A 23,627-nucleotide genomic window follows, 5' to 3' on the forward strand; every position below is an offset into this window, starting at 1 on the left:
ACGGTAGGGCATACCGGAACTCACGCTTGGGGAGAGATTCCCTCTGGCTTGGTTGGATACGTCCTGCCAAGTTAAGGAAACTCGTTGAACCAAGAATCCCTCGCTTTTAGCGATGGGAGTGTCAACTGGTGTACAACCTTTAACTGGAGATCAAGGTTTAAACACCATTAAAGACCTCAGTTCAGATGATTACCTAGGACTCACAGGATTAGGCTTAGAACTAGCCAATGAGTTTAGTTTTTGGGCAAACGCCATTTATCACGACATCACGGGAGACGCATAATTTTGTGCCGTTATCCAATAACAGAACAGTCAGCAGAGTAACCCCTTAACTATTAACTGCTGATCAATTTGTAATCCTTTAAACAGGAGAAAAAATAATGGTTTTTAATCGTCCTAACCGTCCAAATAAGCCGTCTCAAGCAATCAAGAAACCTACTCAAAGCGCCCCCAAAAAAGTCATAACAACTGGGGGAAATCAGGGGGGGAACAACTCTAATAATCCTCCTCCTCCCTCACCTTGGCTCGATCCGAATAATGAACCCAGTCCCCACGAAACCGCCAGTTTTGTCGAATACTTGCGCTGGATGCGTGAACCGGATCGAGATAACTATAAAGACGGCACAAAAGTCCAAATGTTAAACATGGCGACAGAACGGGCAAACTATCGCCAACGCCTCACCACTTTAGTTAAACGAACCGAACTGATTGCCGGAAAAAATAATACCTTTCAAGTCAAATGTCCTTGGCGGATTCGAGTCGGAGGTCATCGCGGCCCCGAAAGTATTTTACTCCCGGCTTTTGATGCCTTGGGAATGCCTTATCTTCCCTCCAGTACCCTGCGAGGAGCAGCCAGAAATCAGGCAATTCGAGAGTTAATAGCTGAGAAAAAGTTAGACTGGAAAGCTGCCCAAAATCATCCCGAAATTGCTAAATATTTCGGTTCTCTGGAAGCACAAGATAAAGATAAAGCGGGAAAAGTTATCTTTCTAGACGCTTATCCTCTGCCGAGTCAAGGGGGAGGTTTAGCTATGGATATGGCGAATAATATTTGGAAATGGGAGGATAATTCACCGGGTTATAGTCCTAATCCGAATCCCTTTTTATCCTTGAAAGAACCAACCTTTGTGATTGGCTTAAAGTTGGGAACTCTGAGCAATGATCCTAAAGTATTAGATAAGGTTAAAAATTGGCTGATTAAGGGGTTACAAGCGGGGATTGGTTCACAAATTAATACAGGTTATGGACTGTTACTAAAAGCGGGAGCAGGACAACCAAAACAAAAACAAGAATTTTTGCGGGTCGAATTTGCCTTAGAAGGGCAATTAATTCACGGTCATCAACGCTTTACTCAATGGCAATTTAATGACCGTCGTCAGGAATGGCAAATGCGGGGACAACCTCAAGCAGAAGTGCGTCCGACAGCGTTTAAATCTATGTTACGTTATTGGTTTCGTGCCTTTGCTTTAGGGGTATTAGAACCTAGTCGAGTGCAAACGTTAGAATCTGAATTATTTGGTGGAATTAATCCCACTAAACAATATGGCTATTTACAGGTCAATATTCTAGATGGCAGAATTGCCCAAAAAGAACCACGTCCTAATTATCAAGGAAAAAATGATCCTTGTGGGGAACAACAGGGAACGTTAGTGTTATCTTTTTCTCCTGCTGCTCGAACAGAGCAAGCACAAAACTTAAAAACTTTGTTTACTGCTCTCACTTGGTTAATGTTTAATTTAGGGGGAATTGGTCAAGGGGCAAGACGACCTTGTTATTCTCGTAAAACACGGGAAAATGCGCCTTGGTTTCGGGGTTCAACCTTCTATATTGAGGAGGAAGATAACAAATTGTGGGTTGCTCCTGAACAAATTTCTGCCTTTAAAACTCAATTTCAAGGGCAACTCAAGGAGTTTTATCGGAGTTTGGGAGCATTGGTGTCTCAACAGTTAAATTACAATCGTCGTAGAAATGACTTCCCGGTGAGTCAACAGAATTGGACGGATGCGGTAGATGCGAACTGTGAAATTATCATCTGTAATGGCAAAGATAAGAATGATAAACCCTATGCGTTAAGTATTCTACACAGTCCCCAGTTGAAAATTCAACAGGGTCCCCGACAGGATTATGATGGCAACTTGTGCGGGAAAGTAGCAGGAGGGGTGAAACCTTCTCCGGTGTGGATTGCAGATTTAGGGGATTATCAAGTGGTGACGGTGTTTGGGGCGAATCAAAATCCGCGTAGACAGTATTTGGAGGAGTTGAAGAGACAAACCTCGGCTCAAAATTATGTTAAGGTGTTTCCTCTTCCCTAGTTATTGATGGTTAACTGTTTACTGTTGACTGAATTGTTGGGTTGCGCTTTCGCTTCACCCAACCTACAGATCGTGAAACAATTAACAATTAACAATTATCAATTGTTTTGTTGGGTTGCGCTTTCGCTTCACCCAACCTACAGATCGTGAAACAATTATCAATTATCAATTATCAATTATCAATTGTTTTGTTGGGTTGCGCTTTCGCTTCACCCAACCTACAGATCGTGAAACAATTATCAATTATCAATTATCAATTGTTTTGTTGGGTTGCGCTTTCGCTTCACCCAACCTACAAATCACTTGTTTCCTGTTCATCGGCCAGTGCCAATCAACTCCTCGGGTTCCTCTTTATCTTGACCCATCGGAACTAATGTTCCCTCACTGCCTAACGCTTCACGGGAAGGCGCAGAGGAGAAGGCGGAGGCTTTAGCATATAAATTCGGAACGGGCAGGGGAACGGCGTTAATCGCCCCGCCGATAATGGGCATTTCTGCCTCTGTCATTTCATCCAACATGGCCCCTAAAATCTTGGCCTGACTCACCCCGACACAAGTGACTAAAATCATGCCGTCGGTTTGGGGTTGTAACAATAGGGCGTCATTACAGGTGGTTAAGGCTGGACTATCGACAATGACTAAATCAAAGCGCTGGCGGGCATCTTCTAAGAGACTCTTTAACTCGCTGGATTCAACAATGGCCGCGGCTTTCCGTTGGGGTCCGGCACTGGGGGAGATGTAGAGATTCATCACGTCCGGCACCAAGCGCACGGAGTCGTTACGGGAGCCATAATAGGAGAGGGGTTCGGCCTGGGCATCATGGTCTACAGCTAATTTAACGGCTTGGGCATTGGAAGGCGATCGCAAATCTCCTTCCACTAACAGAGTCCGCTTGCCAGCGTGAGCGGAGGCAATGGCCAAATTATAGGCCACTACGCTTTTCCCTTCTCCCTCACTCACGCTGGTTACTAAAATAACCTTGGTCGATTTGGGAGACAAGCGACGGATATTGCTGCGGAACAATTCATACAGATCCAAGTAAGGGGCATTCACTCCCAACAATAGGGGCAATTCTCCCCCGCTCCCCTCGACTAAAAAGGGCAATTCCCCTAACACAGCCACATCTCGTTCTGAGAGAATATCTTGTAATTCCTTCGCGGTGTAGACTTTGGGATCTAAGAAGGACATCCCCAAAATAACCACTGCGCCAGCCACTAGGGCCCCAATATAACCCGCCGCGATAATGACCACGGGATGAGGGGGACTCGAATCAAGCTCTTCTACTTTCTCCAAGCGGGGGGGAAGGGCTAGGCTCAGACTACTGATGGTTTCTGCTTCGGCGGATTGGGCATCTACGAGGGCCCCTTGCATGGTGTCGTGGAATTGCTTGCGAATGGCGACTTGTTGCTGGAGTCGGGCTTGTTCTAACTGTTTGGTGGGGAAGCGCTCATAGGCGAGGCGTAGTTCTTCTTCCGTGTGGCGCACTGTGCGGATTTGTTGCTCAATGGCTTCTTTTTGGGTTCGTAACTGTCCGATTTGGGCGGCTAACTGTTGACGGGTGGGGTCCAAGCTGCTGCTTCTGCGAATTTCCCTCGGCCGGGCATCAAATACATTGTCACTGCCAATCACTTCATCGGCGCGCTCGGTCAGGAGTTCATTGTAGGCGGCTAGTTGTTTGTTCAGTTCCCGCATGGTGGGGTGTTCGGGACGCAAATCATTGGCTAACATTTGCATCTGGGTTTCCGCTTGTAAAATCTGAGTGCGTAAACTGGCAATAATGGGGTCTGCACTGAGGGCTGACGCGACAAAGGCCTCTTCTGGGGTGAGGGATAACTGGGTGGATAAACTTTGAATTTGAGCGTTTACGGTGTCGAGTTGTAGCCGTAATTCGCGCTGCTGTTGTTGGCCGGCACTGATGGCCATGAATAGGGTTCCATCTTGGGCGGCGACTAAGCCTGTGGCTTCTCGGGTCATGAAGCGATAGAATTCTTGTTCGGCTTCGGCGAGATCGGCTTTGGCTTCTTCAACTCGTTTTTCGAGGGCTTCAATTTGCGATCGCAAGCGGGATGTATTCAACATCCGACTATGTTCAATCATTTTCTCCATCAGCACTTCTAGCGTCCGTGCGGCCCGTTCTTCGTTGGTGTCTACATATTCCAGGCGAATTAAGGGGGGTTCGCCTTCTTTGGGCAATTGCAGATTAATGCGCTTGATGGATTCGACGGGGTTGGGCAAATCGACGGTTTCCACCAGTCCTTGTAAGACGGGTTCGGAGAGTAAGGTCGGTCGATCTAAGGCTCTGCCCTGTTCTTGCAGCACTTTCCCGGTTTCTGTCGCTGTGGGTGGAGGACTACTAAAGGCTAATTGACCAATGGCTTTGTAGCGAGTGGGGGGAGGGGCTGGCGGCGGTAGCATGGCCACAACACTGGCCCCTCCTGCCACAATAATGGAGACTGCCAATCCAATCCATTTATTTTTGCCGAGGCTTACTAAAAAACGTTTAACAAGGGGTGAAGACATGGGAAAAGCCCAGAACTAGCACTGCTTCCAATATAACAGCCTTTTCCTTTTTTCCGCCGAACGGGTTCTAGGCGGGTCAACGTTGAACTAAAACAAAAACCGCGATCGCTAAGACAAAATAACCGAAGCCCTTTTGTAGCTTTTTCCCGTCAATGTACTGGGTTAAGGAAGCCCCTCCCCAAGTCCCCACACTGGCGGCTAAGGTAAAGGAGAACATTAAGCCCCAATCTACCGTTACTTGGTCAATATAGCCCAGAAAACCCGTCGCTGATTTAAAGGTGATAATCAATAAAGAGGTGCCGATGGCCTCTTTCATCGGAATTCCCCCTAATAACACTAAGGCCGGAATAATCAAGAATCCTCCCCCTACTCCCACAAATCCCGTCAGAATCCCCACTGCCAGGCCTTCTATGGGAATGGCTAACCATTTGGGATAGGTGGGGTGTTTTTCTTCTGTTGAGGTGGGGGTTTTGTTCTCTTGTTTGCGAATCATTAACACACTGGCCAGCACCATCACCACCCCAAAGGCAATGAGTTGTATGGTGTCTGTAATCCAAGGCAGGGTCGTTAAACGTGCGCCTAAAAATGAGCCGACCATGGCGGCTGGGGTAAACATCACAACGGTTTTCAAGTTCACGTTGCCCTGAAACCAGTGGGGAATCGCCCCAATGCAACTCACTATCCCCACAATAAACAAGCTCATGGCGATCGCCTCTTTGGACCCAATCCCCATCACATACACCAAAATCGGCACCGCTAGGATCGACCCTCCCCCACCAATTAAACCTAAACTAATCCCAATGGCTACCGCCAACAAATGTCCCACAATTGTGATCAGCATTTTCTTCCTGTTTTCTTATTACTGAACTATTATATAGTGGATCAATCAGATGCAGTGAACCTGTTCAGACCATTGGTTCAGATTCCCTCTCCGTTGTACTGCATCAGAACAGAGAAGTTGAAATTTGATCCCCGCAACCTCCAATTGCAATAGTAGAATGAGGCAGGAAGAGAAAATAGGGGTGGAGGTTAGAACATTGGACGAACTGAGGGATGTGTTAGAGCTGGCAACGGATGAAGAACTGCAACAACTCACCTATTTGTTATTTTGCCGTCGTTTGAATCCCCTAGACTACATCCAGACACCGGATGTAATGGAAGTACAGAGTCGCGATCGCCACTCACAGATTGAACTGTTAGATCAACGGTTTCGTTACCTAGCGGCCGATGGCTTCACCGTATTACGGGGAGAAAGTGACAAAATTAGCTACCGACATATTTTGATCCAAGTTTGTCGTTACCTCAAAATTCCCTACTCCCAGTCCATGAGTACAGTAGACCTAGAAGCTGAAATCTTTCTCAACCTGATTACCAAAGCTTGGGATCGTTTACCCTCCCAAGACCAAGAATCCTTAACCCTACGCATCCAAAAATCCCTACAAGCGTCGAAATATCGGGAACCCCTACCTGCCCAAATCCAACATAACCCCATTCATTTCCTGCTCAAAGGGGGCAGCGTCTTAGCGGTGAGTTCCGTACTGCGTTCCTTCCTGCTACAACAGATTGCCCGACAGTTTGCCCTGCACTTTGCCACCTACCAAACCGCCCGCACCGCCCTATTGCGAGGGGGAACCGCCGCCGCCACCCAGATTCAGAACCATTTTGCCCTCCAAACCGCCCGTCAAGGAATGGCCCTAACCGCCGCCCGTCATGGAGCCGTGCGGACGGTCTTTGCCTTTATGGGGCCCGTCCTGTGGGCGGCCTTTTTTGCTGATTTGGGTTGGCGTGCGATCGCCACCAACTACGGCCGCGTCATTCCCACCGTCTTTGCTCTAGCCCAAATCCGTCTCACCCGGGGCGATTCTTGGGGAACAGTCACCGTTTAAACCCAAAAACCTATCTTAGGCCAGATGATTGTCAATTCCCCCTGATCTTCCTGATCGGAATGCTCATTCCAGCAAAAAAGAGGGGGGGTTTTGTTGCTATCATCAAATAGATGATCGTGCTTACCCGTGCTGAATCTCATTGACAGCATAGTGAGCCATACACACTGAGGACTCCCGGTTATCTCCCTAGGGGGCATAACCATGAGATGAACAAGCGATTAATGGAAGAGGGGAAAAAGAGGAAATGCCATCCGCCAAAAAACAAAAAATGCTGCACCTGATTAAATCTAAAAAGCAAGATCCCGCAACGGAAGCATCTGCGGGGGAAACCACCCTAGAAGTGACCCCCCCAACACCTGCGACCGAAGCAGCAAAAGCCACTCCAGAGGCAGCCACTCCAGAGGCAGCCACTCCAGAGGCAAAAAGTCCCGCGTTAGAGAAAAAACCAATCCCCCCAGCCCCAGAAAAATCCAAGGCTGAAGAGGCTGCACCTACTCCCCCAGAAAGCCACAAAACTCCCGCCGAAACCAAACACACTCAAGAAGACGAAGCTGGGGAAAATTCAATCTTTTTCCAAGCGATTGGAACACTTTATGGCATAGTCACTCCTCATCCAGAAGGAGGATTTGCCATTACGGTTGGTTCTAACGAGTATCGTTTATATTTCCCTTCTAAGTTTCGCTATGTTGGCTTTCTGAAACAACGGGAAAATTACCCAGACACCCCGTTATATTTACGGGTTTATCCCAAATGCCAACTTATTCCCCGACAACCCCCTAGAATTTATTTTCAAGTGTTTGCTTGGAACACGGAAAATGAGTGGCAACAAGAGCCGAATCAGTTTATTTTAAGCGGAATTTGGCAATTTATCCCCCAGAATCGTTCTCCGGTAATTTCAATTTATCGCAACCGACAAGCCAGCGACCCAACGGAGAAGTTTAAAGCCTCCCATATTCCCGTTTTAATGCGTCGAGAAGGCGAAGTTCAACCCTTTAAATTTAATCCTAAAACGCCGAAAGATAAACTGCCTAAACGTTGGTTTATTCAAGGGATTTTTAAATTTCTTCCCAATCGTAATAGTTTCGGTTGGTCGGAAGACATTTCAGAGCCAACGGATGCTATTCCCCGGTACAAAAAACCCGTCAAAGCACCAGGAACGAATACCAAGCCCCCGGCGAAAGACAAACCCCGTTCTAGTTCTTTTAACTCTGAAAAACCCATGAGAAAAGCAGGTCAACGACCGATTAAACCCACCAAGAAAGCAGAATAAAAAACAGGGGGTTAGGATAGAAGCAGGTGTAGGGTGTGTCAGATCCTAAACAAACTCGAATCAGACTCAGAGTTACAGCCCTTTCTGTCATCAGGCCATAGGCCCTGAATGTCCCTCTCCCAAGATGGGAGAGGGGTTTAGGGTAAACTTCTGAACCAGCTATAACGGGGAATTGCGTTACAAAATGCCAGCGAGTAAGGACTCATGCTGTTGAATCCACTGGTAAATCTCTAACAAGGTTTGTTGAGCCGAATAAGCAGGTTTCCAGCCCGTTTTTTCTTGGATTTTGCGCGCATCTGTAATAAATAGGGGAACATCTCCCTCCCGTTCTGCTAAAACTCCTTCAATGGGAATCTGATGCCCTGTAATGTCTGCACAAATTTGGGTAGTTTCTAATAGAGAAAGACTCACTGCTAGCCCTCCTCCTACATTTAAAACATCTCCATCAAGTTGATCAAAATGTTCTAGTTGGTACTGCACTAAATTAAATAAATCATTGACATGGAGTAAGTCCCGCACTTGTTTCCCGGTTCCACCATAGCCAATATAGCGCAGAGATTTTTTAAAGTAGTGAGCGGCCATCCAAAACGTAAAAACTCCTTGGTCTACCTTGCCCATTTGCCAAGGGCCGGTAATCACCCCACAACGGTTAATAATGGCTTTTAAACCGTAAGCATGGCGATATTCTTCAATGAGTAATTCTGAAGCTAGTTTAGTGGCACCGTACAGAGAACGCGCCCCAGTGAGGGGAAAATCTTCGCTAATCCCTTGGGGAGAAATGCCGGGATAGGGTTGTTCCGATGCTAGTTGAAAGCGGGTTTCAGCTTCCATAAGCTTGAGTTGCTTAATCGGTTCAATGGGATAGACGCGACTGGTGGACAAAAAGAGTAACCGCGCTGACAGTTTGCGCGCCAGTTCTAAGATGTTTATCGTCCCGACAAGGTTGGTTTGTAAGACGTATTGGGGAGAGCTAAATCCCGCTAATACCGAGGGTTCGGCGGAACAATCAATAATGGTATCAACGGATAAGATAGCGGGATCTAAATCAGATTCGCTGCGAATATCTCCGTGAATAAATTCAATATTGGCGGCTTTAAAACGAGGGAGATTTAACTCTGAACCCCGCCGTCTGAGGTTGTCTAAACAGATAATGTGGGCATCAGAATATTGTTGTTTAAGGTTGAGAGCGAGGGAACTCCCGATAAAGCCAGCACCGCCTAGAATTAGAATGTTTTCCATGATAGTTAGGGGAAGGTTAGATGGGTTGATTGGTGTTTAGTTAGCCGTTTTTCGGGAGTTGACTGGAGATTTGGCGACGGGGTTTTTACTCCGGTGATAGTCTCCTCCGGCTAATTTTTGCTCTAAGAAAATGGAGAGAACAATAAAGAGGTAACGACTGCCCATTTCTTTGATTTTGAGTTTAGAAACCCCGGCTTTACGGTTATGCCAAGTAATGGGAACAATGGTGTAGGAATAGCCCCGGACTATGGCTTTTAGGGGCATTTCTACGGTGAGGTTAAAGTGATGGGAAAGTAGGGGAGAAATGCCTTGAATGACTTCTTTTCGGTAGGCTTTAAAGGCGTTGGTGGTGTCGTTGTAGTCGAGTCCAAAGAGAACTTTAACAAACCAGTTGGCTAAACGGTTGATCAGGAGTTTGTGGGTGGGATAGTCTACAATTTTGCTGCCTTGGATGAAGCGAGATCCGAATACGCACTCATAGCCTGCTTGGAGTTGTTCGTAGTAGTCTACAATGTTATCAGGACTATCTGAACTGTCCCCCATGTAGATAATAACGGCATCGCCTTGAAAGTTTTCGACTCCACAACGGACGGCAAAACCAAAACCGTTGGGGTAATAGTTGTTAATGTAACGAACGCGGGGGTTTTCTTGGTGCAGTTGTTGCAGGATTTGTTCTGTGCGATCGCGACTGTTATCATTGACCACTAGAATCTCATAGTTTAAGTCCGCTTCCTCTAAGCGTTGGCTGAGTTTGTGGACGGTGGGACTAATACTCCCCTCCTCGTTATAAGCGGGAATCACGATGGAGAGGAGATCGACGGGGGGGAGGGAGTCAGGACGTTCTGCCCGGGGCCCGGAGGCAACGAGGGAGGGGGCTAGGGCTTCGGGATAGTGGAAGTGCGATCGCCTTACTTCCGGGAGAATGCGATCGCTCACCAAATAATTCAAAATTCCCCCAAAAATTACCCCAACAAGAGTATTTACTCCATAATGCACCCCCCAAGCGTTCAACAGGGGAAAAATCACCAAAATTCGCCCCAATAAAGCCGCCCCATGAGAGACATGGTAGAGGGGGATTTGTTTAAGTAAAACATCCTGTATCTGCCAATTGCCCCCCGACCAAACCAACAAACGATAAGCCAAAAAACCAAACAGTAACGATAATTCTACAGCCACGAGATTAGCGAGATTAGTCGGCCATTGCACCTGTTCAATCAAAATGGAAATTAAGACCAAATTAAAGGCAGTGGTTAAACTGGCTGCACCCAAAAACCTTAAGCGACCATTAGCTGGAGATGACATAATTTCCCTAACTTTTGTTTTTATTCAACAATTAAAACATCATAGGGTTGATGAGCAATACTTTTAAATTCACGACCGAAAACAGGTAATCTTGGATAATCGGGGAGTTCCTCCGGCAGATGCCACGCTTGTTTCCGCGAGAGAATCCACACCATCCCCGGTGGTTTGTCAGCAACAGTCTGGGGGAAAAACCAGATATGCCCCCCAGAATACTCCCACGCAACAGACCCTTCAGGCAGATTATAGTCAAAGACGACTCTAGCCGCAACTGCATCTACACTATAGGTCATATTAGGATGAGTCCTTACAAAGTCTTGGGCTATTTTAACACTAGGTTGGATGGTTCGATCTTGGAAAAATAAAGCCAAAAAGGTTGGACTATAGTTAATCAAAACAATTGCAACGGCTAAGGATGTTATTAAGACTCTAATCTTTTTCGGAATATTTAATTTAGACAAAATAATGATGACACAGACCCAACATAAAAAGTTAAAGTTAGTCGTTAAAACATTAGAGTAAACGATTAGCATGGTGACTAGAGATATATTGCTAATCAACAAAAACCAAGGTAAAAATATTGGTTGTTTTTTGCGCTGTTTTATGACCCAAATTTGTAAGGCAATTAACAGGATATATAAAGTTCCGTAAATTACAGAATTTGAGCCAATGCGCATCTGATTCCAAATAGCTGGAATTACATTATTTAAAGGTTGGCGACGCAGGGAAGCACACCAAGATAAATCATCTAAAAAACGAGTCAGTTCAAAGTTAACACTGAGTAAGAATAAGCTAAAGGTAAAAATAACAGCTAATACCCAAGTTACACTAAGCAAAGTAATAGTTCTTTTTAACTGGGTAGGTTGTTGCCGTTTAACCTGCACAGTTTGCTCAATAACTAAGGCAATTCCAAAAGGAATGGCTAGCACCATATTAACAGGCAACGTTAGAATACTAGAACCCAAAAAGGTAAACCCAGCAAAATAGCTTAGAGGTTTTTTATGGGTTAATAACCATAATCCCATAGTAAAAAAAATCATGGCTAGACCATCCTGACGTAAGCCAAAATTAAACATGAATAGACCATAACAGAGGGTGATAGCCAAAGAAGTAAAAACCGGAAACTTAAATTTTTTTAAAAGTAGACTTAAAAAGACACTGAAGAGAAAAAAGCAAAAAACTTGAAAGGCTAAAATACTACTACTGCTTACCCCAAATAGCTTAAGCCAAAATCCCAAAACATAGGAATGAAAGGGAGGCTGGACATAAAAGCGGTCAATTGTTCTATCTGACCAAAGAGATAATAAAGGATTAACAAAATCTCCTTTCTCCGCTAAGTTTATCGCTGCTCCAATAAAAAATAAATCATCATCATGAGGAACGGGAAACCAGAGACTATAAAAAATGAGCCAAAATAGGGGAATGGAACTAAACGCTAGAAAAGTAAAGTTTTTCCCCTTGGACTCAAAAAAATTGACTGATAGAGATTTTGGTCTGTTCATGAAAGTAGATCCTGATGTAATTTAATACTGATACAACTCGCTCAACGTCCAAAATTTAAGGAATGAGCAGAATTTTGTGAGGTTGACTAGCAATACTTTTAAAACGATGACCAAGTAATTTTAATCGAGGATAATCTGGTAACTCAGCAACGTGCCATGCTTGCCGACGGGAAAGAATCCAGACTGCATTTTCAGCTTTCTCTGTCAGAGAAGTTGGAGGCCCCATTGCTGGTTCTCCTGAGAACTCCCAACTGACTGATTCTGCGGGTAAATTGTAGTCGAAAATATAACGAGCAGCAATCCCATCAATAAAATAGGTTTTCTCCGGGTTATTGGTGACATAATCTAGTATTTCAGCAATCTTTTCTGGGGGATCTGGACTGTGGTCTACAAAAACTAGGTTTAAGATAGCTGGGCTGTAGTTAATTAATACAAGAACCGACGCAATTACAGCGAGTGTTCTTTGGTGAATTGCTTTAATTGACAATTTATCTAGAGTTAAAATAACAATAACCCAAATGACAAAGTTAACATTAGAGCCTAGGGTATTAGCATAGGTAATCAGTCCTAAGATTATGGATAGGATCAGACTGAGTATAATAAAAAATAAAGATTTGGGGGTTGTTTTGTGTTTGACCCATAATAATGCTCCTAGGAAAAGACTAAAAAGGTAGAGTAATCCATAAGTAATTTCTCCGTACCCTACAGTGACAATAAAAATCAGGTTAGGAATCATACGGGAGACGGGGGAACGTCTGAGTTGGGAGTGCCAACTGAGATCGGCAAAAAAACGAGTGAGTTCAAAGTTAATACTGAGTAAAAATAGGAGAAAAACTATAACGATTGCACTCAGCAGCATCAACAGTCTTGGAGTGATATACTGCCCCATTGAGCTTGAATCTTTTTTGTGGCGTACAAAGTTACGGATTAGGATACCCCAAGCTAAAGGGGTGGCATAGGCAATATTAACGGGAGAAGAGAGGACGGAAAGGCCTAAAATTGTAAAACCAATTAGGTAATAAACCAGATGATCGGTTAACAGATAATATAATCCAGCCATCAATAAAGCGGTGGCAAAGGCATCTTGTCGTAGGCCTCCGATTAGTAACCATAAACCAGCACAGACGATAATAGCCCAAGAAGCTAAAGGGGAAAATTTTAACTTTCTTAGGGTTAAAGCTAGGAAAGTTGAAAAGCTGCTATAACAGAAGAACTGGAACAGGAGAAAGCTGCGAGTTGTGATGCCAAAAATGTTTAACCATGGGGCAAGAGCGTAGGAATAAAAGGGGGGTTGAACATAAAATCGGTCAATGGTTTGTTCAGCCCATTGGGCAAGAAATGGGTTGACAAAGTTTCCGGTTTCTGCAAGGTTAATCCCTGCCCCAATAAAGAAGAGATCGTCATCGCCGGGCAAGGGATAACCTAGGGCATATAGAGACAACCAAAACAGAATAATTGGAGTTAAAACAGTAAAGCTAAAGGTTTTCAAAAAGGGAAGTTTAAGATGAGTTAATATCATTGAGCTTTGAAAGATTAAGGAAGGATTAAGGATGGAAAAGAGGGACTATGATTCTGGCTTGTTTGGGTAAACTGGGATCTTAATATCAACGATGGGCATGATAGGGCGGGCATAATGGGATGAGTATAGTAGCAGGGGTATGACTTGGATTGAGTGCAGGAAAAGCTCTCTTGCTCTGGGGATCTGGACAGTACCACATTATTCAGGATCACATGATTGACGTAATCCTGTGCTAATTGCCAATTATGTGGGGAGCATTCCCGCACCATATTTCTGGTCATGGCAGCGACCAAATATCCAATAATTTGACATCATTGATTGTGGCATATACGATCGACGAGGGTATCTAGCCAGAGTGTTATCCCCCAACATCCAGTTAATTCTATATTAGTTGCTTTGTTTGGACAATGTACTCCTACTTTAACGATTATTTAACAACAATTATTAGGTCTATCTGCTATGCTATGTTAGACCATAAGGCTGTAGGCATCGCCCCTGATTTGCTGCAACACAAAGAAAAAGTCCTATCTTTTGTTTTAGCTCAATATCAAAGAATGCCAGACTTCCTAAAGTTGCCCTTTGGGATACTAACCTTCTGCTTTAATTTTTGGGGATTAGTAACAGGGGGGCGTTTTTTTATCTATCTGTCAGCCTCTCAGCAAAAAAAACAAATTCAGGCTTGGCAGAGTTCCTCATTGAAAATCAGTCGTGATTTTATTAAGTTCTACGAAAGTTTAGTCATCTTTAGTGGGTGTTCCTATGTCTAACTCACCTCTCACCTGTCAAGTGGCGGTCATTGGTTCAGGTCCAGGAGGAGCGATAACAGCTTGTCTTCTTGCTGAAGCCGGTCGCGACGTTCTCCTGATTGAAGAAGGTCGTAACCTCCCGTTAGAATCCTGTCCTCCCTTTTCACATACAGAACTTGAACAAAAATATCGTTCTGGTGGTGTGACTGTCGCTTTTGGCTCACCGAAAATTCAATATGTTGAAGGGTGTTGTGTAGGAGGGGGCAGTGAAATTAATAGTGGTTTGTATCACCGTACTCCCCCAGACCTACTACAACAGTGGCAAAGGGATTTTAAAGTGATTGGTCTTCTAGAGCAAGATTTACTTCCCCATTTTCAAGCTTGTGAAACAGCTTTAAGTGTCGGGTACTGTCCAGGAGAACTTCCCCTAGCCTCCCTTAAATTGCACCAAGGCGCCCAAAGCTTGGGGTGGGAATCCAGAGAAATCCCACGCTGGTTTCGTTATGACAAGAGTCCTTCTGGAGAACTGAATCAAGGCACTCGACAGTCTATGACTAAAACCTTTATCCCTAGAGCTTTAGCTGCCGGATGTCAACTGCAAGCCCAAACTTCGGTCAAATCCCTACATCCAGAGAATGGGGGCAAGCGTTGGCGAATTCGGGCTGTTAGCCAAGGAAAGGCCGTCGATATTATGGCTGAAACCGTCTTTGTTTGTTGTGGTGCCATTCAAACCCCTGCCCTATTACATCGTAGTGGAATTAAGCACAATATTGGGAAATCTTTGGCGATGCACCCCACCGTTAAAGTCGTTGCTCAATTCCCAGAAGTGGTAAATCCTCCCCATGTGGGAGTTCCCATGCACCAAGTTAAAGAATTTGCCCCCAAAATCAGTTTTGGCTGTTCAATTAGTTCCTTTCCTTATCTCAGTCTGGCCTTGAGCGATCATCAAGTGGCCTTGAATCATGTTCATACCCATTGGTCACAGATGGCCATTTATTACGCCATGATTACAGGAGGACAGGGGAAGATCACAATTCTCCCCGGATTCCGAGATCCATTGGTACAGTATCATCTCACCCCCAATGATCTCAAAGCCTTGGCAACAGCTTTACAAAAACTCTGTTATTTATTATTAACCGCAGGAGCAGAAATTCTCTATCCCAGTATTAGTGGGAGTCCTCCCTTAACCTGTTTCGACGATTTGAACCAACTGCCTCAAAGTCTGCCACGAGATCGGAGTAATTTAATGACTGTTCATCTTTTTTCCTCCTGTCCAATGGGTGAGGATGAACAACGCTGTGCAACCAATTCGTTTGGACAAGTCTATGGATTGAAGAATCTATATATTGCTGATGCTAGTTTGCTCTGTACTGCCCCAGGGGTTAACCCCCAAGGTTCAATTATGGCCATTGCACACCGCAACGCTTTACACTTCTTAGGAAAACTGTAACCTAATCTCTCAAATGAATTTCCCGACCCGTCTTATTTTAGTTACAGGTGCAGATGGATGGTTAGGTATCAATCTAATCAAAGCACTTACTCAGGGTCTACCTGACTGTAAATCTCTCGCTCAACCTGACCCTAATCTGAAAATTCGTTGTCTTTTGCTCCCGGGTCATGATCCCAAACCCCTTACTCAACTTTCTCCCAATGTAGAAATCATCTATGGCAACCTATGTAACCCTCATGATTGTGAGAAATTTTGCCATGATGCAACGGGAGCTATTCTGTTTCATACGGCCGGAATCATTCATCCTCAGCGTGTTCGTCAGTTTTACGCAATCAACGTCCAAGGATCTCAGAACTTACTCAATGCTGCGATCGCCACAAGGATTAAACGGGCTGTTGTCGTGTCCTCTAATTCGCCCTGTGGCTGCAATCCCCACATCAATCATTACTTTGATGAAAGTTCTTTGTATAACCCCTACATGAACTATGGACGTTCTAAAATGCAGATGGAACTGCTCGTTAAAGCGGTTCAGGAATCAACCCCTCTAGAAACGGTTATTATTCGTCCACCTTGGTTTTATGGTCCCCATCAACCCCCCCGTCAAAATCTCTTTTTTAAAATGATTCGCGACGGAAAAGGACCCTTGGTTGGCAGTGGGAAAAATCTGCGCTCAATGGCTTATGTTGATAATATTTGTCAGGGTCTAATCTTAGCGGCAACCTCGAAAAAAGCCAATGGTCAAACCTATTGGATTGCTGACGAACATCCCTATAGTATGGAAGAAATTATTAATACTGTTGAGCAACTTTTAGCAACCGAATTTAGCCAAAAATGTCAATATAAACGGCTCAAGTTGCCTAATTATGTAAGCGAAATAGCACTGCTTCTTGATCAAATTATTCAATCTCTGGGGTTGTATCACCCAAAGATTCACGTTTTGTCAGAAATGAATAAAAATATTGCCTGTTCAGTTGACAAAGCAAGGAGAGAACTAGGCTACTCTCCAAATATTGATCTAGAAGAGGGAATGAGACGTAGTTTAGCTTGGATTTTTAACAATCAGGGTACATTATAAATGACTTTGGATAATCATGAAAAGTCAAGTTTTAAGTAAAATTGATTATTCTCTCATGTTAGCATTAGGAATTTCGCTGTTACTCAGAATTCCTACTTTTTTAGTTCCTTCTTGGAGTGTTGATGAAGGCTTTATAGCAGCTAATGCCACTCTGATTTTAGAGGGTGGGGTGTTATATCGAGATGCCGTAGATCACCGTGCGCCATTACTAACCTATTTGTATAGTCTTATTTTTGCCTTGTTTGGTAACTATAATACAGTAGCAATTTATATGGCATTGATGCTGGTTATCGTTACCATACTTATTCTGCTATACAAAACTTCTCAACTCTTTTTAAATCGAGTTGGAGTGAAATGTTGTATTTTCTTATTTGCCAGTTTGTCAACAACATTTACTGAATTATCTTCTGATCTCTATCCTTTTAATACAGAGTGGTTGATGGTGGCTTTATCCCTAGCTGGGAGTTACTGCTTACTTAAAGGGCTGAAACCTAAGCAATATTTTAACTATAAGCTAGGGCTGGTGAGTGGTGTATTTTTCGGACTATCACTGATGACCAAGCAAGTCGCATTATTAGATTTACTAACCAGTCTATGTTTTGTCTTAGCTGTGCCAATTTTAAATAAAAACTTTAGTCGCTTACCTATCCTTAAAAGTTTAACCTATGCTCTTTGCATCATCATCGGTTCTAGTTTAGTTCTGGTCTTGTTCTGGTCTTTCTTCGCTTTTAATGGGGCTTTCAATGAGTTCTGGTTTTATGTTTTTACTTACAACAAAAACTATTATGCAATACATAGTGTTACGCCCACAAGACTCCTAGGAGCGATAACTATATCTCTTGATAAATTCCTGAGTGACTATGGGTTTTACTTTTTAACTTTTACTGCCTGTGTTCTAATTATTTTTTCACAACTAGGTAAGATAAAGTTACATAATTCTGGTGCAAATAATTTCCCAGTTTATTGGTTAATGATGCTAGTAAGCTCCTTCATTGCTGTAACATCACCTTTGCGTTTTTTTGATCATTACTATATCCAAATGATTCCGTCTTTATGTTTGCTTTCTGCGTTGACAATGGAAAGTATTTATGACACTTTTAAAAATATTCAGCCCTGCAATACCGTACAAAAAAAGTTAATCTCAATTTATACTGTTGGGTTTATTGTCGGCTTACAAGGTATCCCTCTTTTAATGAACATCAGTCATAGTTTGGCAGGGATAAAATTTTGGAAACAAGTTCACCTGAGTCCAGAATCTTCACGCTCTCGCTTGATTTCTTTTATCCAACAAAATAGTTCTAAGCAGGACAGAATATTTGTTTGGGGCTTTGCTTCCGATATTTATTTAATGAGTCAAAGGATTCCGGGATCTCGGTTCACTTACTGCACCTTTGTAACGGGTGCGATTCCGGGTAAAAATGATTGGGATCTGAATACAGACCAATGGATAGTACCCGGTTCAATGAATCTTTTAATTGACGATCTGACGGAGACAAAACCCCGATTAATCATTGATACATCACCCGGAGATATAATGCGTTGGGGTAGATACCCTATAGAACAATACCCTGAACTTCAGAATATTATTGATAATGGTTATGAACTAGCGGCTGAGGTTAAAGATGTCGATAATTCTAGGGTAATTTATCGAGTTTATAAGCTGATTAACTAACCCTTAAGACGGTCTAAAAAGGTAATTTTTTTTGAACAATGTAACTATGACTCTTTCTAAAAACTGTCTAATTACTGGTGGCTCAGGGTATTTTGGCTCACTTTTATTACAGAAGTTACTCCAAAAAGGGCATAATTGCGCTGTTTTTGATTTAGTAGATGCGGATGATAGACCGCAAAATGTTAGATTTTATCCGGGGGATATTCGTGATTTTCCGAGGGTTTTAGACTGTTGTCAGGGAATGGATATTATTTATCACAACGTAGCTCAAGTCCCCTTAGCTAAAGATAAAAAGCTTTTTAAATCTGTAAATATTCAAGGAACAGAAAACACTTTGCAAGCGGCCTTGCAATCTGGCGTTCAAAAAGTGGTTTACACTTCCTCTAGTGCCATTTTTGGCGTGCCAAAAATAAATCCTGTTACAGAATCTACTTTGCCTCATCCTCAAGAAGCCTATGGCAAAGCTAAATGGGAAGGAGAAAAGTTATGTAACTTGTATATGGAGAAAGGATTGAATATTGCAATTATTCGTCCTCGTACTATTTTGGGACATGGTAGATTAGGGATTTTCCAAATTTTATTTGAATGGATTTATCAGGGATACAATATTCCTGTATTGGGAAAAGGTGATAATTACTATCAGTTTATTCATGCTGATGATTTAGCCAATGCCTGTATTTTAGCGGCCGATCAACTCCCATCAGGAGTTTATAATTGTGGGACGAATCGTTTTGGGACAATGCGTGAAGTTTTGGAGCAGTTATGTTATTATGCTAAAACTGGATCTAAGGTTAAAAGCCTACCGATGACGCCTACGATTTGGGCAATGAATTTAACCAGTGTTTTAGGCATTTCTCCTTTAGGCGGTTATCATTCTTTAATGTATGGTCGTTCTATGTATTTTGATACGACTAAGGTCGAAAGAGAACTGCAATGGAAACCTCAGTATTCTAATCTAGAAATGTTTATAGAAAGTTATGAATGGTACTTAAAAAATCGTGACCTAATACTAAATCATACAGCCGGAAGTCATCATCGCTCTGCTGTTAAACAAGGAATATTAAGGCTCTTAAAATGGATTCTCTAATCACGGTGTATCGTCAATACTGGAAGTTGCTTCGTCCTCATCAATGGACTAAAAATCTAGTCTGTTTTGCGGGAGTTATTTTTGGAGGACAACTGCATAGTCTTATAGCCATCAGGTCTGCTTTTGCAGTGTGCTTAATGTTTATCGCAGCATCTTCTGCGATGTATATATTTAATGATATTCAGGATGTAGAGCGTGACCGTCAACATCCCCGGAAAAGATTTCGACCGATTGCCAGTGGTCAGATTTCTATTGGGGTCGCTTGTGCAATGGCTACGTTTTTAATTTTAGTTAGCTTGTGGGTGGGCTATAGTTTAAATGTTGCAACAGTCATCTGTTTGAGCATTTACATCATTCTCAACTTAGCCTACTCGGTTAAACTGAAACATATTGTGATTGTGGATGTTACCTGTATTGCTTTAGGTTTTGTGTTACGTCTAATGGCTGGAGTTTATGCCATTGACGATACTCCAACGGGATGGATTACTCTTTGTACTTTTTTCCTGTCGCTTTTTTTAGGGTTTTGTAAGAGGCGCTCCGAGTTATATGAATTTGAAAACAATTTTCAAAAGCAGCGCCCTGTTTTACAATTTTATACTATTTCCTATTTGGATGCCTTGGTCAATAATACAGGAATAATGGCTATTATCTCTTATGCTTTATTTACCACGACAACGGATAAGAATCCGTCGTTAGTCATTACGATTCCTTTAGTTAACTATGGTATTATGAAGTATCATCATTTGCTGGTTGCTTGTAAGCTTACTGAAAGTCCTGATAGAGTTTTATTGAAAAATCTTGAGATCCAACTAGCTCTTGTCCTATGGTTAATTCTTTATATTGCGCTAACTTATGCGGATCTCAATATTCTTTAGTCTCAATGGTTTATGCAGGATTTATGAGGAAAAAGCGTATTTTTTTGAGTCAGAATCGGAGAGAGCAAATGACTTAGATTCCATTAAAAAGATACGCTATTATTTTAGCGGTTTTTGATAAGCTATGGTCTTGATACCAACGATGGGCTTGGTGGGCGATCGCATTTCCCCGATTGAAGGATAAGCCCTCTTGTTCTGGGTGGGCGTGCCAGTAGTGCTGCATGGTTGTTAGGTGATCTTCGGGTTGTTGCTGGGGTAAGGTTAACACGGGAATTAGACCATGAGCGCAGTAGGCCGCGAAGATGGTAGACTTGGCAAGGTAGGCTGGGGGGGGTGTGCTTAGAAATCCGGCGATCGCATCCTGCATTAATGCGCTAATTTTCCCTGCATCTAGCACCCCCCACGGTCGCACTGCCACCCCATTAACGAAAGGTAGGGGAAAATCAAGGGGAACGCCAATATCTTCAATTTCGGTGATCTCCAATGCTTGACAAACGCGCTCTAATTGGGCGAAATCCCGCTCATAGGCGAGGGTTCTACTGTTGCGATGACCGAAGACTATCATCCGTCTCCTTCGTTGGTTTAAGGGCGTTAAATCGGGGGGTTCTCCGATGGTGGAGAAGACGGGGAGGGATAAGATGGGGGACTTGAGGGCAGGGTGTAAGGCTTGTAAACGCTGGGCATAGGCTTGTTTACTGGTTAGGGTGCGATCGCTTAGTTGCACCAAACGACGCGCTACCCGTTTTTGCAGGGGAAAGTACCAAAAGGAACTACTCCAAGGGGGGCCATGATCATAGGCATAGAGTTCATGAAAAAAGGTCACTAAATACCCCCCCTGTTGTTGCCAAGTTTTTAAACCTTTTGCCAACCAATTGGGACATCCTCGTTGTGCATAACCATAGCCAGAATATTGGAGTAAAATCTGCGCTGTATCTTCTAACAAAATACCTAGACTTTTAGCTGAACGTTCCGGTACAGCCATGACAGAAAAATCTCCTATTTTGGGCTTTCCATGCCAATTAGGATCTCCCACCACAAAGCGGGTGTTAATGTGCCAGTCTTGCTTTAATTTTTGAGCCAAATAGAGAGAGTAATCTCCTAAACCATCTACTCCCGGAGGTAAGGTCGGCACAACTTGCACTAAGGTTTTCATCCTACTTTACCCTCCCCGAATTTAATCCTCACGACGCATTAACCAAAATTCTTGATCAATATTGCTATAAGAAAGGAATAGATAGCTTAAATCTACGTCAGATTTAAAATGTTGATCTACGCCTGCCATGCCATAAAAAATATGCTGGTAGTCACAGGCTAAGAAAACTAAAATAAATAAAATAGACCACTGATCAAGATCATATTTTTTGGCAATACAATGGGCATAAATTAAGGTAAAAACACTAGCAATAACTGAACAAAGTTTCAGAAAAAATATACCTGATCCTGAAACTGTTACCTCTGCGACTAAAGGAATCAGAACAGAAAGAACGGATGTAAAACCGTGAATGGGAGGTTCTCCCGCGTGATGAGTTAAACCAATTCCCTCAGCCGCACTCATGGCGTGGGTTGTTGTAATTAAGGCATCTTCCCAGGTTCGATCGGTATAAATCCAAAAGGTAAGACGGACGGATATGGCTAAAAAGATCGCAATTGTTAACGCCCAATTTACTTTCAGATAGATTAAGAGATTGTTAAAAAGATCAGGCGATTTAACGGTTTTAAATGAATGTATATTCATAGCAAAAACTCGGTGATGGCTTGAGGTCAAAATAATAATTGATTGTATTGAGTATAATTTAAAACCTCATGGGGTGTATAAATTTTATCTCGTTGTCCTAACTCTTTGCCTAAACTATGATAGCAAGACTCATAGCCCCATTGCCCATCATGTTGAGCTTGAGAGGCAAAACTATCACCCAGTAAGACTAGGGTAGGAATAGAAAAAGCAGCGGCCGCGTGCATCATCATACTAGAATTACACAGGACAAGCTGAGACAGGGCGGTAAGTGCAAAGGTTTCTCGTAAGGTCATTTTCCCCACTAAGTTAATCGTGTTAGGGGCTGATGAACCGATTTTTTGTGCGGCTAGAGTATCTCCTTTTCCTCCAAGTAGGACAATTTTAAGATTATCGCGTTGAGCCAGTTTCTGCACTAATTCAACATAATAATCCAAAGGCCAACATTTGGCTTCTAATCCCGATCCTGCGGCTACAATAACACGCTGTTGGGACTCTTGAGCTACCCCAGCCCATGTTTGTTCTCCCTTGGCTTTTTCCTCGGCGCTTAAAAAGAGTTGGGGGCGACATTCGGGTAAGTCTTGCACTCCTAAAAGTTCGGCAAAGCGCAAGGCAGAACGTCCCACTTGTTCATGCTCATTATATTGGACATATTGCTGCATGACTTGATGTCCTCCGGCATACCCTTTGACTCCCAAACGATAGGGAATTTTAGCCCGAAGTAAGAGGAAAGCCCCCCAATAACTGCCAAAAATATCAATGCCGATGGTAAATTTTTGTTGACCCAGTTGTGCGGTTTCTGGGGAGGTGAAAATGTAGGTCAAGATATCGGTAATTTTTTGTTGAGGAATGACGCGATTAAACCAAGGGGCATTAACTGAGATAATTTCGCTAATGTGGGGATTCTGTTGGACAATTTCTGTCGCCCAGTCTCCTATCCCTAAAACAATTTTTGCTTGAGGAAATTGTTTTTTCAATGCTTCAAATAGGGGAGTAATAATGAGTAAGTCACCTAAATCATTGTTGCGTAAAATAAAAATAGATTCAGGGTCTTTTAAGGCTTGCTCTGGTGGTTGGGGAATAGCTTGTGTTCGCTGATATGACAGCAGGCAAACCGCTAAGATTTTAGCTAAAAGGGTTTGATAAATTAAGCGAATTTTTACTTTAAGGTTGATCATTTCTAATAAATCCTCCTCCAATACCTTGTTTGGGGTCACGGAGTTTAATGTCATCATGGGTTAGAAAAGGGGTACAGGGGAGAGGGGTTGCCCAACATTGATCAGGAGTTGACCAAAATCCGATTTCTCGTTCCGATAAATAGTCTGGGTTCATGGTGGTATATTCGAGATCGTTGACAGTGCGGATAATTAATTGTTCTGGGGGTACGGAGGTTAAGGCAGGAGGGAGAATCCAGTTAAATCCGGCGAAGTAAGTCGGTATCATT

The 23,627-nt window shown here is 43.2% G+C and carries 20 protein-coding genes; 10 read left to right on the forward strand and 10 right to left on the reverse strand.

The window, feature by feature from the left end; all coding sequences use genetic code 11:
• Positions 1-112: 112 nt before the first annotated feature.
• Positions 113-283, forward strand: coding sequence for a hypothetical protein (locus K4A83_RS11770; protein ID WP_265264748.1), 171 nt, complete (start codon positions 113-115; stop codon positions 281-283).
• A 97-nt stretch (positions 284-380) separates the two neighbouring features.
• Complete coding sequence (locus tag K4A83_RS11775) at positions 381-2,312, forward strand: RAMP superfamily CRISPR-associated protein (RefSeq protein WP_265264749.1); 1,932 nt, start codon at positions 381-383, stop codon at positions 2,310-2,312.
• Between the two features lie 314 nt (positions 2,313-2,626).
• On the opposite strand, the gene K4A83_RS11780 is transcribed toward K4A83_RS11775, so the two are convergent.
• Both K4A83_RS11780 and K4A83_RS11785 read right to left on the reverse strand, forming a co-directional pair.
• On the reverse strand, positions 2,627-4,831 hold the full coding sequence (locus tag K4A83_RS11780; protein ID WP_265264750.1) for a GumC family protein: 2,205 nt from the start codon (positions 4,829-4,831) through the stop codon (positions 2,627-2,629).
• Positions 4,832-4,907: 76 nt separating this feature from the next.
• Positions 4,908-5,672 (reverse strand): sulfite exporter TauE/SafE family protein, encoded by a 765-nt coding sequence (locus K4A83_RS11785; protein ID WP_265264751.1) that lies wholly within the window; start codon positions 5,670-5,672, stop codon positions 4,908-4,910.
• Between the two features lie 196 nt (positions 5,673-5,868).
• Between K4A83_RS11785 and K4A83_RS11790 the strand changes: the two genes are divergently transcribed.
• Both K4A83_RS11790 and K4A83_RS11795 read left to right on the forward strand, forming a co-directional pair.
• A complete protein-coding gene (locus tag K4A83_RS11790) occupies positions 5,869-6,717 on the forward strand; it encodes a YaaW family protein (RefSeq protein WP_407810007.1) in 849 nt (282 codons plus the stop codon).
• A 244-nt stretch (positions 6,718-6,961) separates the two neighbouring features.
• Positions 6,962-7,987, forward strand: a complete 1,026-nt coding sequence (locus tag K4A83_RS11795) for a hypothetical protein (RefSeq protein ID WP_265264753.1) — start codon at positions 6,962-6,964, stop codon at positions 7,985-7,987.
• Positions 7,988-8,164: 177 nt separating this feature from the next.
• Here the strand turns inward: K4A83_RS11795 and K4A83_RS11800 are convergent, their stop codons facing one another.
• The 4 genes from K4A83_RS11800 to K4A83_RS11815 are packed head-to-tail and all read right to left on the reverse strand — an operon-like array spanning position 8,165 to position 13,546.
• Positions 8,165-9,229: an NAD-dependent epimerase/dehydratase family protein gene (locus K4A83_RS11800; protein WP_407810008.1), complete on the reverse strand. Its 1,065-nt coding sequence runs from the start codon at positions 9,227-9,229 to the stop codon at positions 8,165-8,167.
• A gap of 33 nt (positions 9,230-9,262) precedes the next feature.
• The gene (locus K4A83_RS11805; RefSeq protein WP_407810009.1) at positions 9,263-10,531 is read right to left on the reverse strand and encodes a glycosyltransferase; all 1,269 of its coding nucleotides are present in this window, start codon (positions 10,529-10,531) and stop codon (positions 9,263-9,265) included.
• A 17-nt stretch (positions 10,532-10,548) separates the two neighbouring features.
• Positions 10,549-12,027, reverse strand: a complete 1,479-nt coding sequence (locus K4A83_RS11810; protein ID WP_265264757.1) for a hypothetical protein — start codon at positions 12,025-12,027, stop codon at positions 10,549-10,551.
• Positions 12,028-12,082: 55 nt separating this feature from the next.
• Positions 12,083-13,546 (reverse strand): ArnT family glycosyltransferase, encoded by a 1,464-nt coding sequence (locus K4A83_RS11815; RefSeq protein ID WP_265264758.1) that lies wholly within the window; start codon positions 13,544-13,546, stop codon positions 12,083-12,085.
• A 464-nt stretch (positions 13,547-14,010) separates the two neighbouring features.
• Between K4A83_RS11815 and K4A83_RS11820 the strand changes: the two genes are divergently transcribed.
• Genes K4A83_RS11820 through K4A83_RS11845 form a run of 6 tightly spaced genes read left to right on the forward strand, consistent with a single transcriptional unit; the run spans position 14,011 to position 20,451 of the window.
• Positions 14,011-14,313: a hypothetical protein gene (locus K4A83_RS11820; RefSeq protein ID WP_265264760.1), complete on the forward strand. Its 303-nt coding sequence runs from the start codon at positions 14,011-14,013 to the stop codon at positions 14,311-14,313.
• Positions 14,306-15,742, forward strand: coding sequence for a GMC family oxidoreductase (locus tag K4A83_RS11825; RefSeq protein WP_265264762.1), 1,437 nt, complete (start codon positions 14,306-14,308; stop codon positions 15,740-15,742). The genes K4A83_RS11820 and K4A83_RS11825 overlap by 8 nt, the downstream gene beginning before the upstream one ends.
• 13 nt (positions 15,743-15,755) lie before the next feature.
• Positions 15,756-16,817: an NAD-dependent epimerase/dehydratase family protein gene (locus K4A83_RS11830; protein WP_265264763.1), complete on the forward strand. Its 1,062-nt coding sequence runs from the start codon at positions 15,756-15,758 to the stop codon at positions 16,815-16,817.
• Positions 16,818-16,833: 16 nt separating this feature from the next.
• Positions 16,834-18,489 (forward strand): ArnT family glycosyltransferase, encoded by a 1,656-nt coding sequence (locus K4A83_RS11835; RefSeq protein ID WP_265264764.1) that lies wholly within the window; start codon positions 16,834-16,836, stop codon positions 18,487-18,489.
• 46 nt (positions 18,490-18,535) lie between these two features.
• A complete protein-coding gene (locus K4A83_RS11840; RefSeq protein ID WP_265264765.1) occupies positions 18,536-19,576 on the forward strand; it encodes an NAD-dependent epimerase/dehydratase family protein in 1,041 nt (346 codons plus the stop codon).
• A gap of 5 nt (positions 19,577-19,581) precedes the next feature.
• On the forward strand, positions 19,582-20,451 hold the full coding sequence (locus tag K4A83_RS11845) for a decaprenyl-phosphate phosphoribosyltransferase (RefSeq protein ID WP_265264766.1): 870 nt from the start codon (positions 19,582-19,584) through the stop codon (positions 20,449-20,451).
• Between the two features lie 73 nt (positions 20,452-20,524).
• On the opposite strand, the gene K4A83_RS11850 is transcribed toward K4A83_RS11845, so the two are convergent.
• From K4A83_RS11850 to K4A83_RS11865, 4 genes are read right to left on the reverse strand one after another with little or no spacing between them, the layout of a single operon-like run.
• Positions 20,525-21,604 carry a hypothetical protein gene (locus K4A83_RS11850; protein ID WP_265264767.1) on the reverse strand — a complete coding sequence of 360 codons (1,080 nt, stop codon included), beginning with the start codon at positions 21,602-21,604 and terminating at the stop codon, positions 20,525-20,527.
• Between the two features lie 21 nt (positions 21,605-21,625).
• Complete coding sequence (locus K4A83_RS11855; protein ID WP_265264769.1) at positions 21,626-22,186, reverse strand: hypothetical protein; 561 nt, start codon at positions 22,184-22,186, stop codon at positions 21,626-21,628.
• A 26-nt stretch (positions 22,187-22,212) separates the two neighbouring features.
• Positions 22,213-23,361, reverse strand: a complete 1,149-nt coding sequence (locus K4A83_RS11860) for a glycosyltransferase family 9 protein (protein WP_265264770.1) — start codon at positions 23,359-23,361, stop codon at positions 22,213-22,215.
• Positions 23,348-23,626: a hypothetical protein gene (locus K4A83_RS11865; protein WP_265264772.1), complete on the reverse strand. Its 279-nt coding sequence runs from the start codon at positions 23,624-23,626 to the stop codon at positions 23,348-23,350. Before K4A83_RS11865 ends, K4A83_RS11860 begins: the two co-directional genes overlap by 14 nt.
• Position 23,627 lies beyond the last annotated feature (1 nt).

Origin of the sequence: Spirulina subsalsa FACHB-351, assembly GCF_026130165.1 — a bacterium.
Lineage (GTDB): Bacteria > Cyanobacteriota > Cyanobacteriia > Cyanobacteriales > Spirulinaceae > Spirulina_A > Spirulina_A subsalsa_A.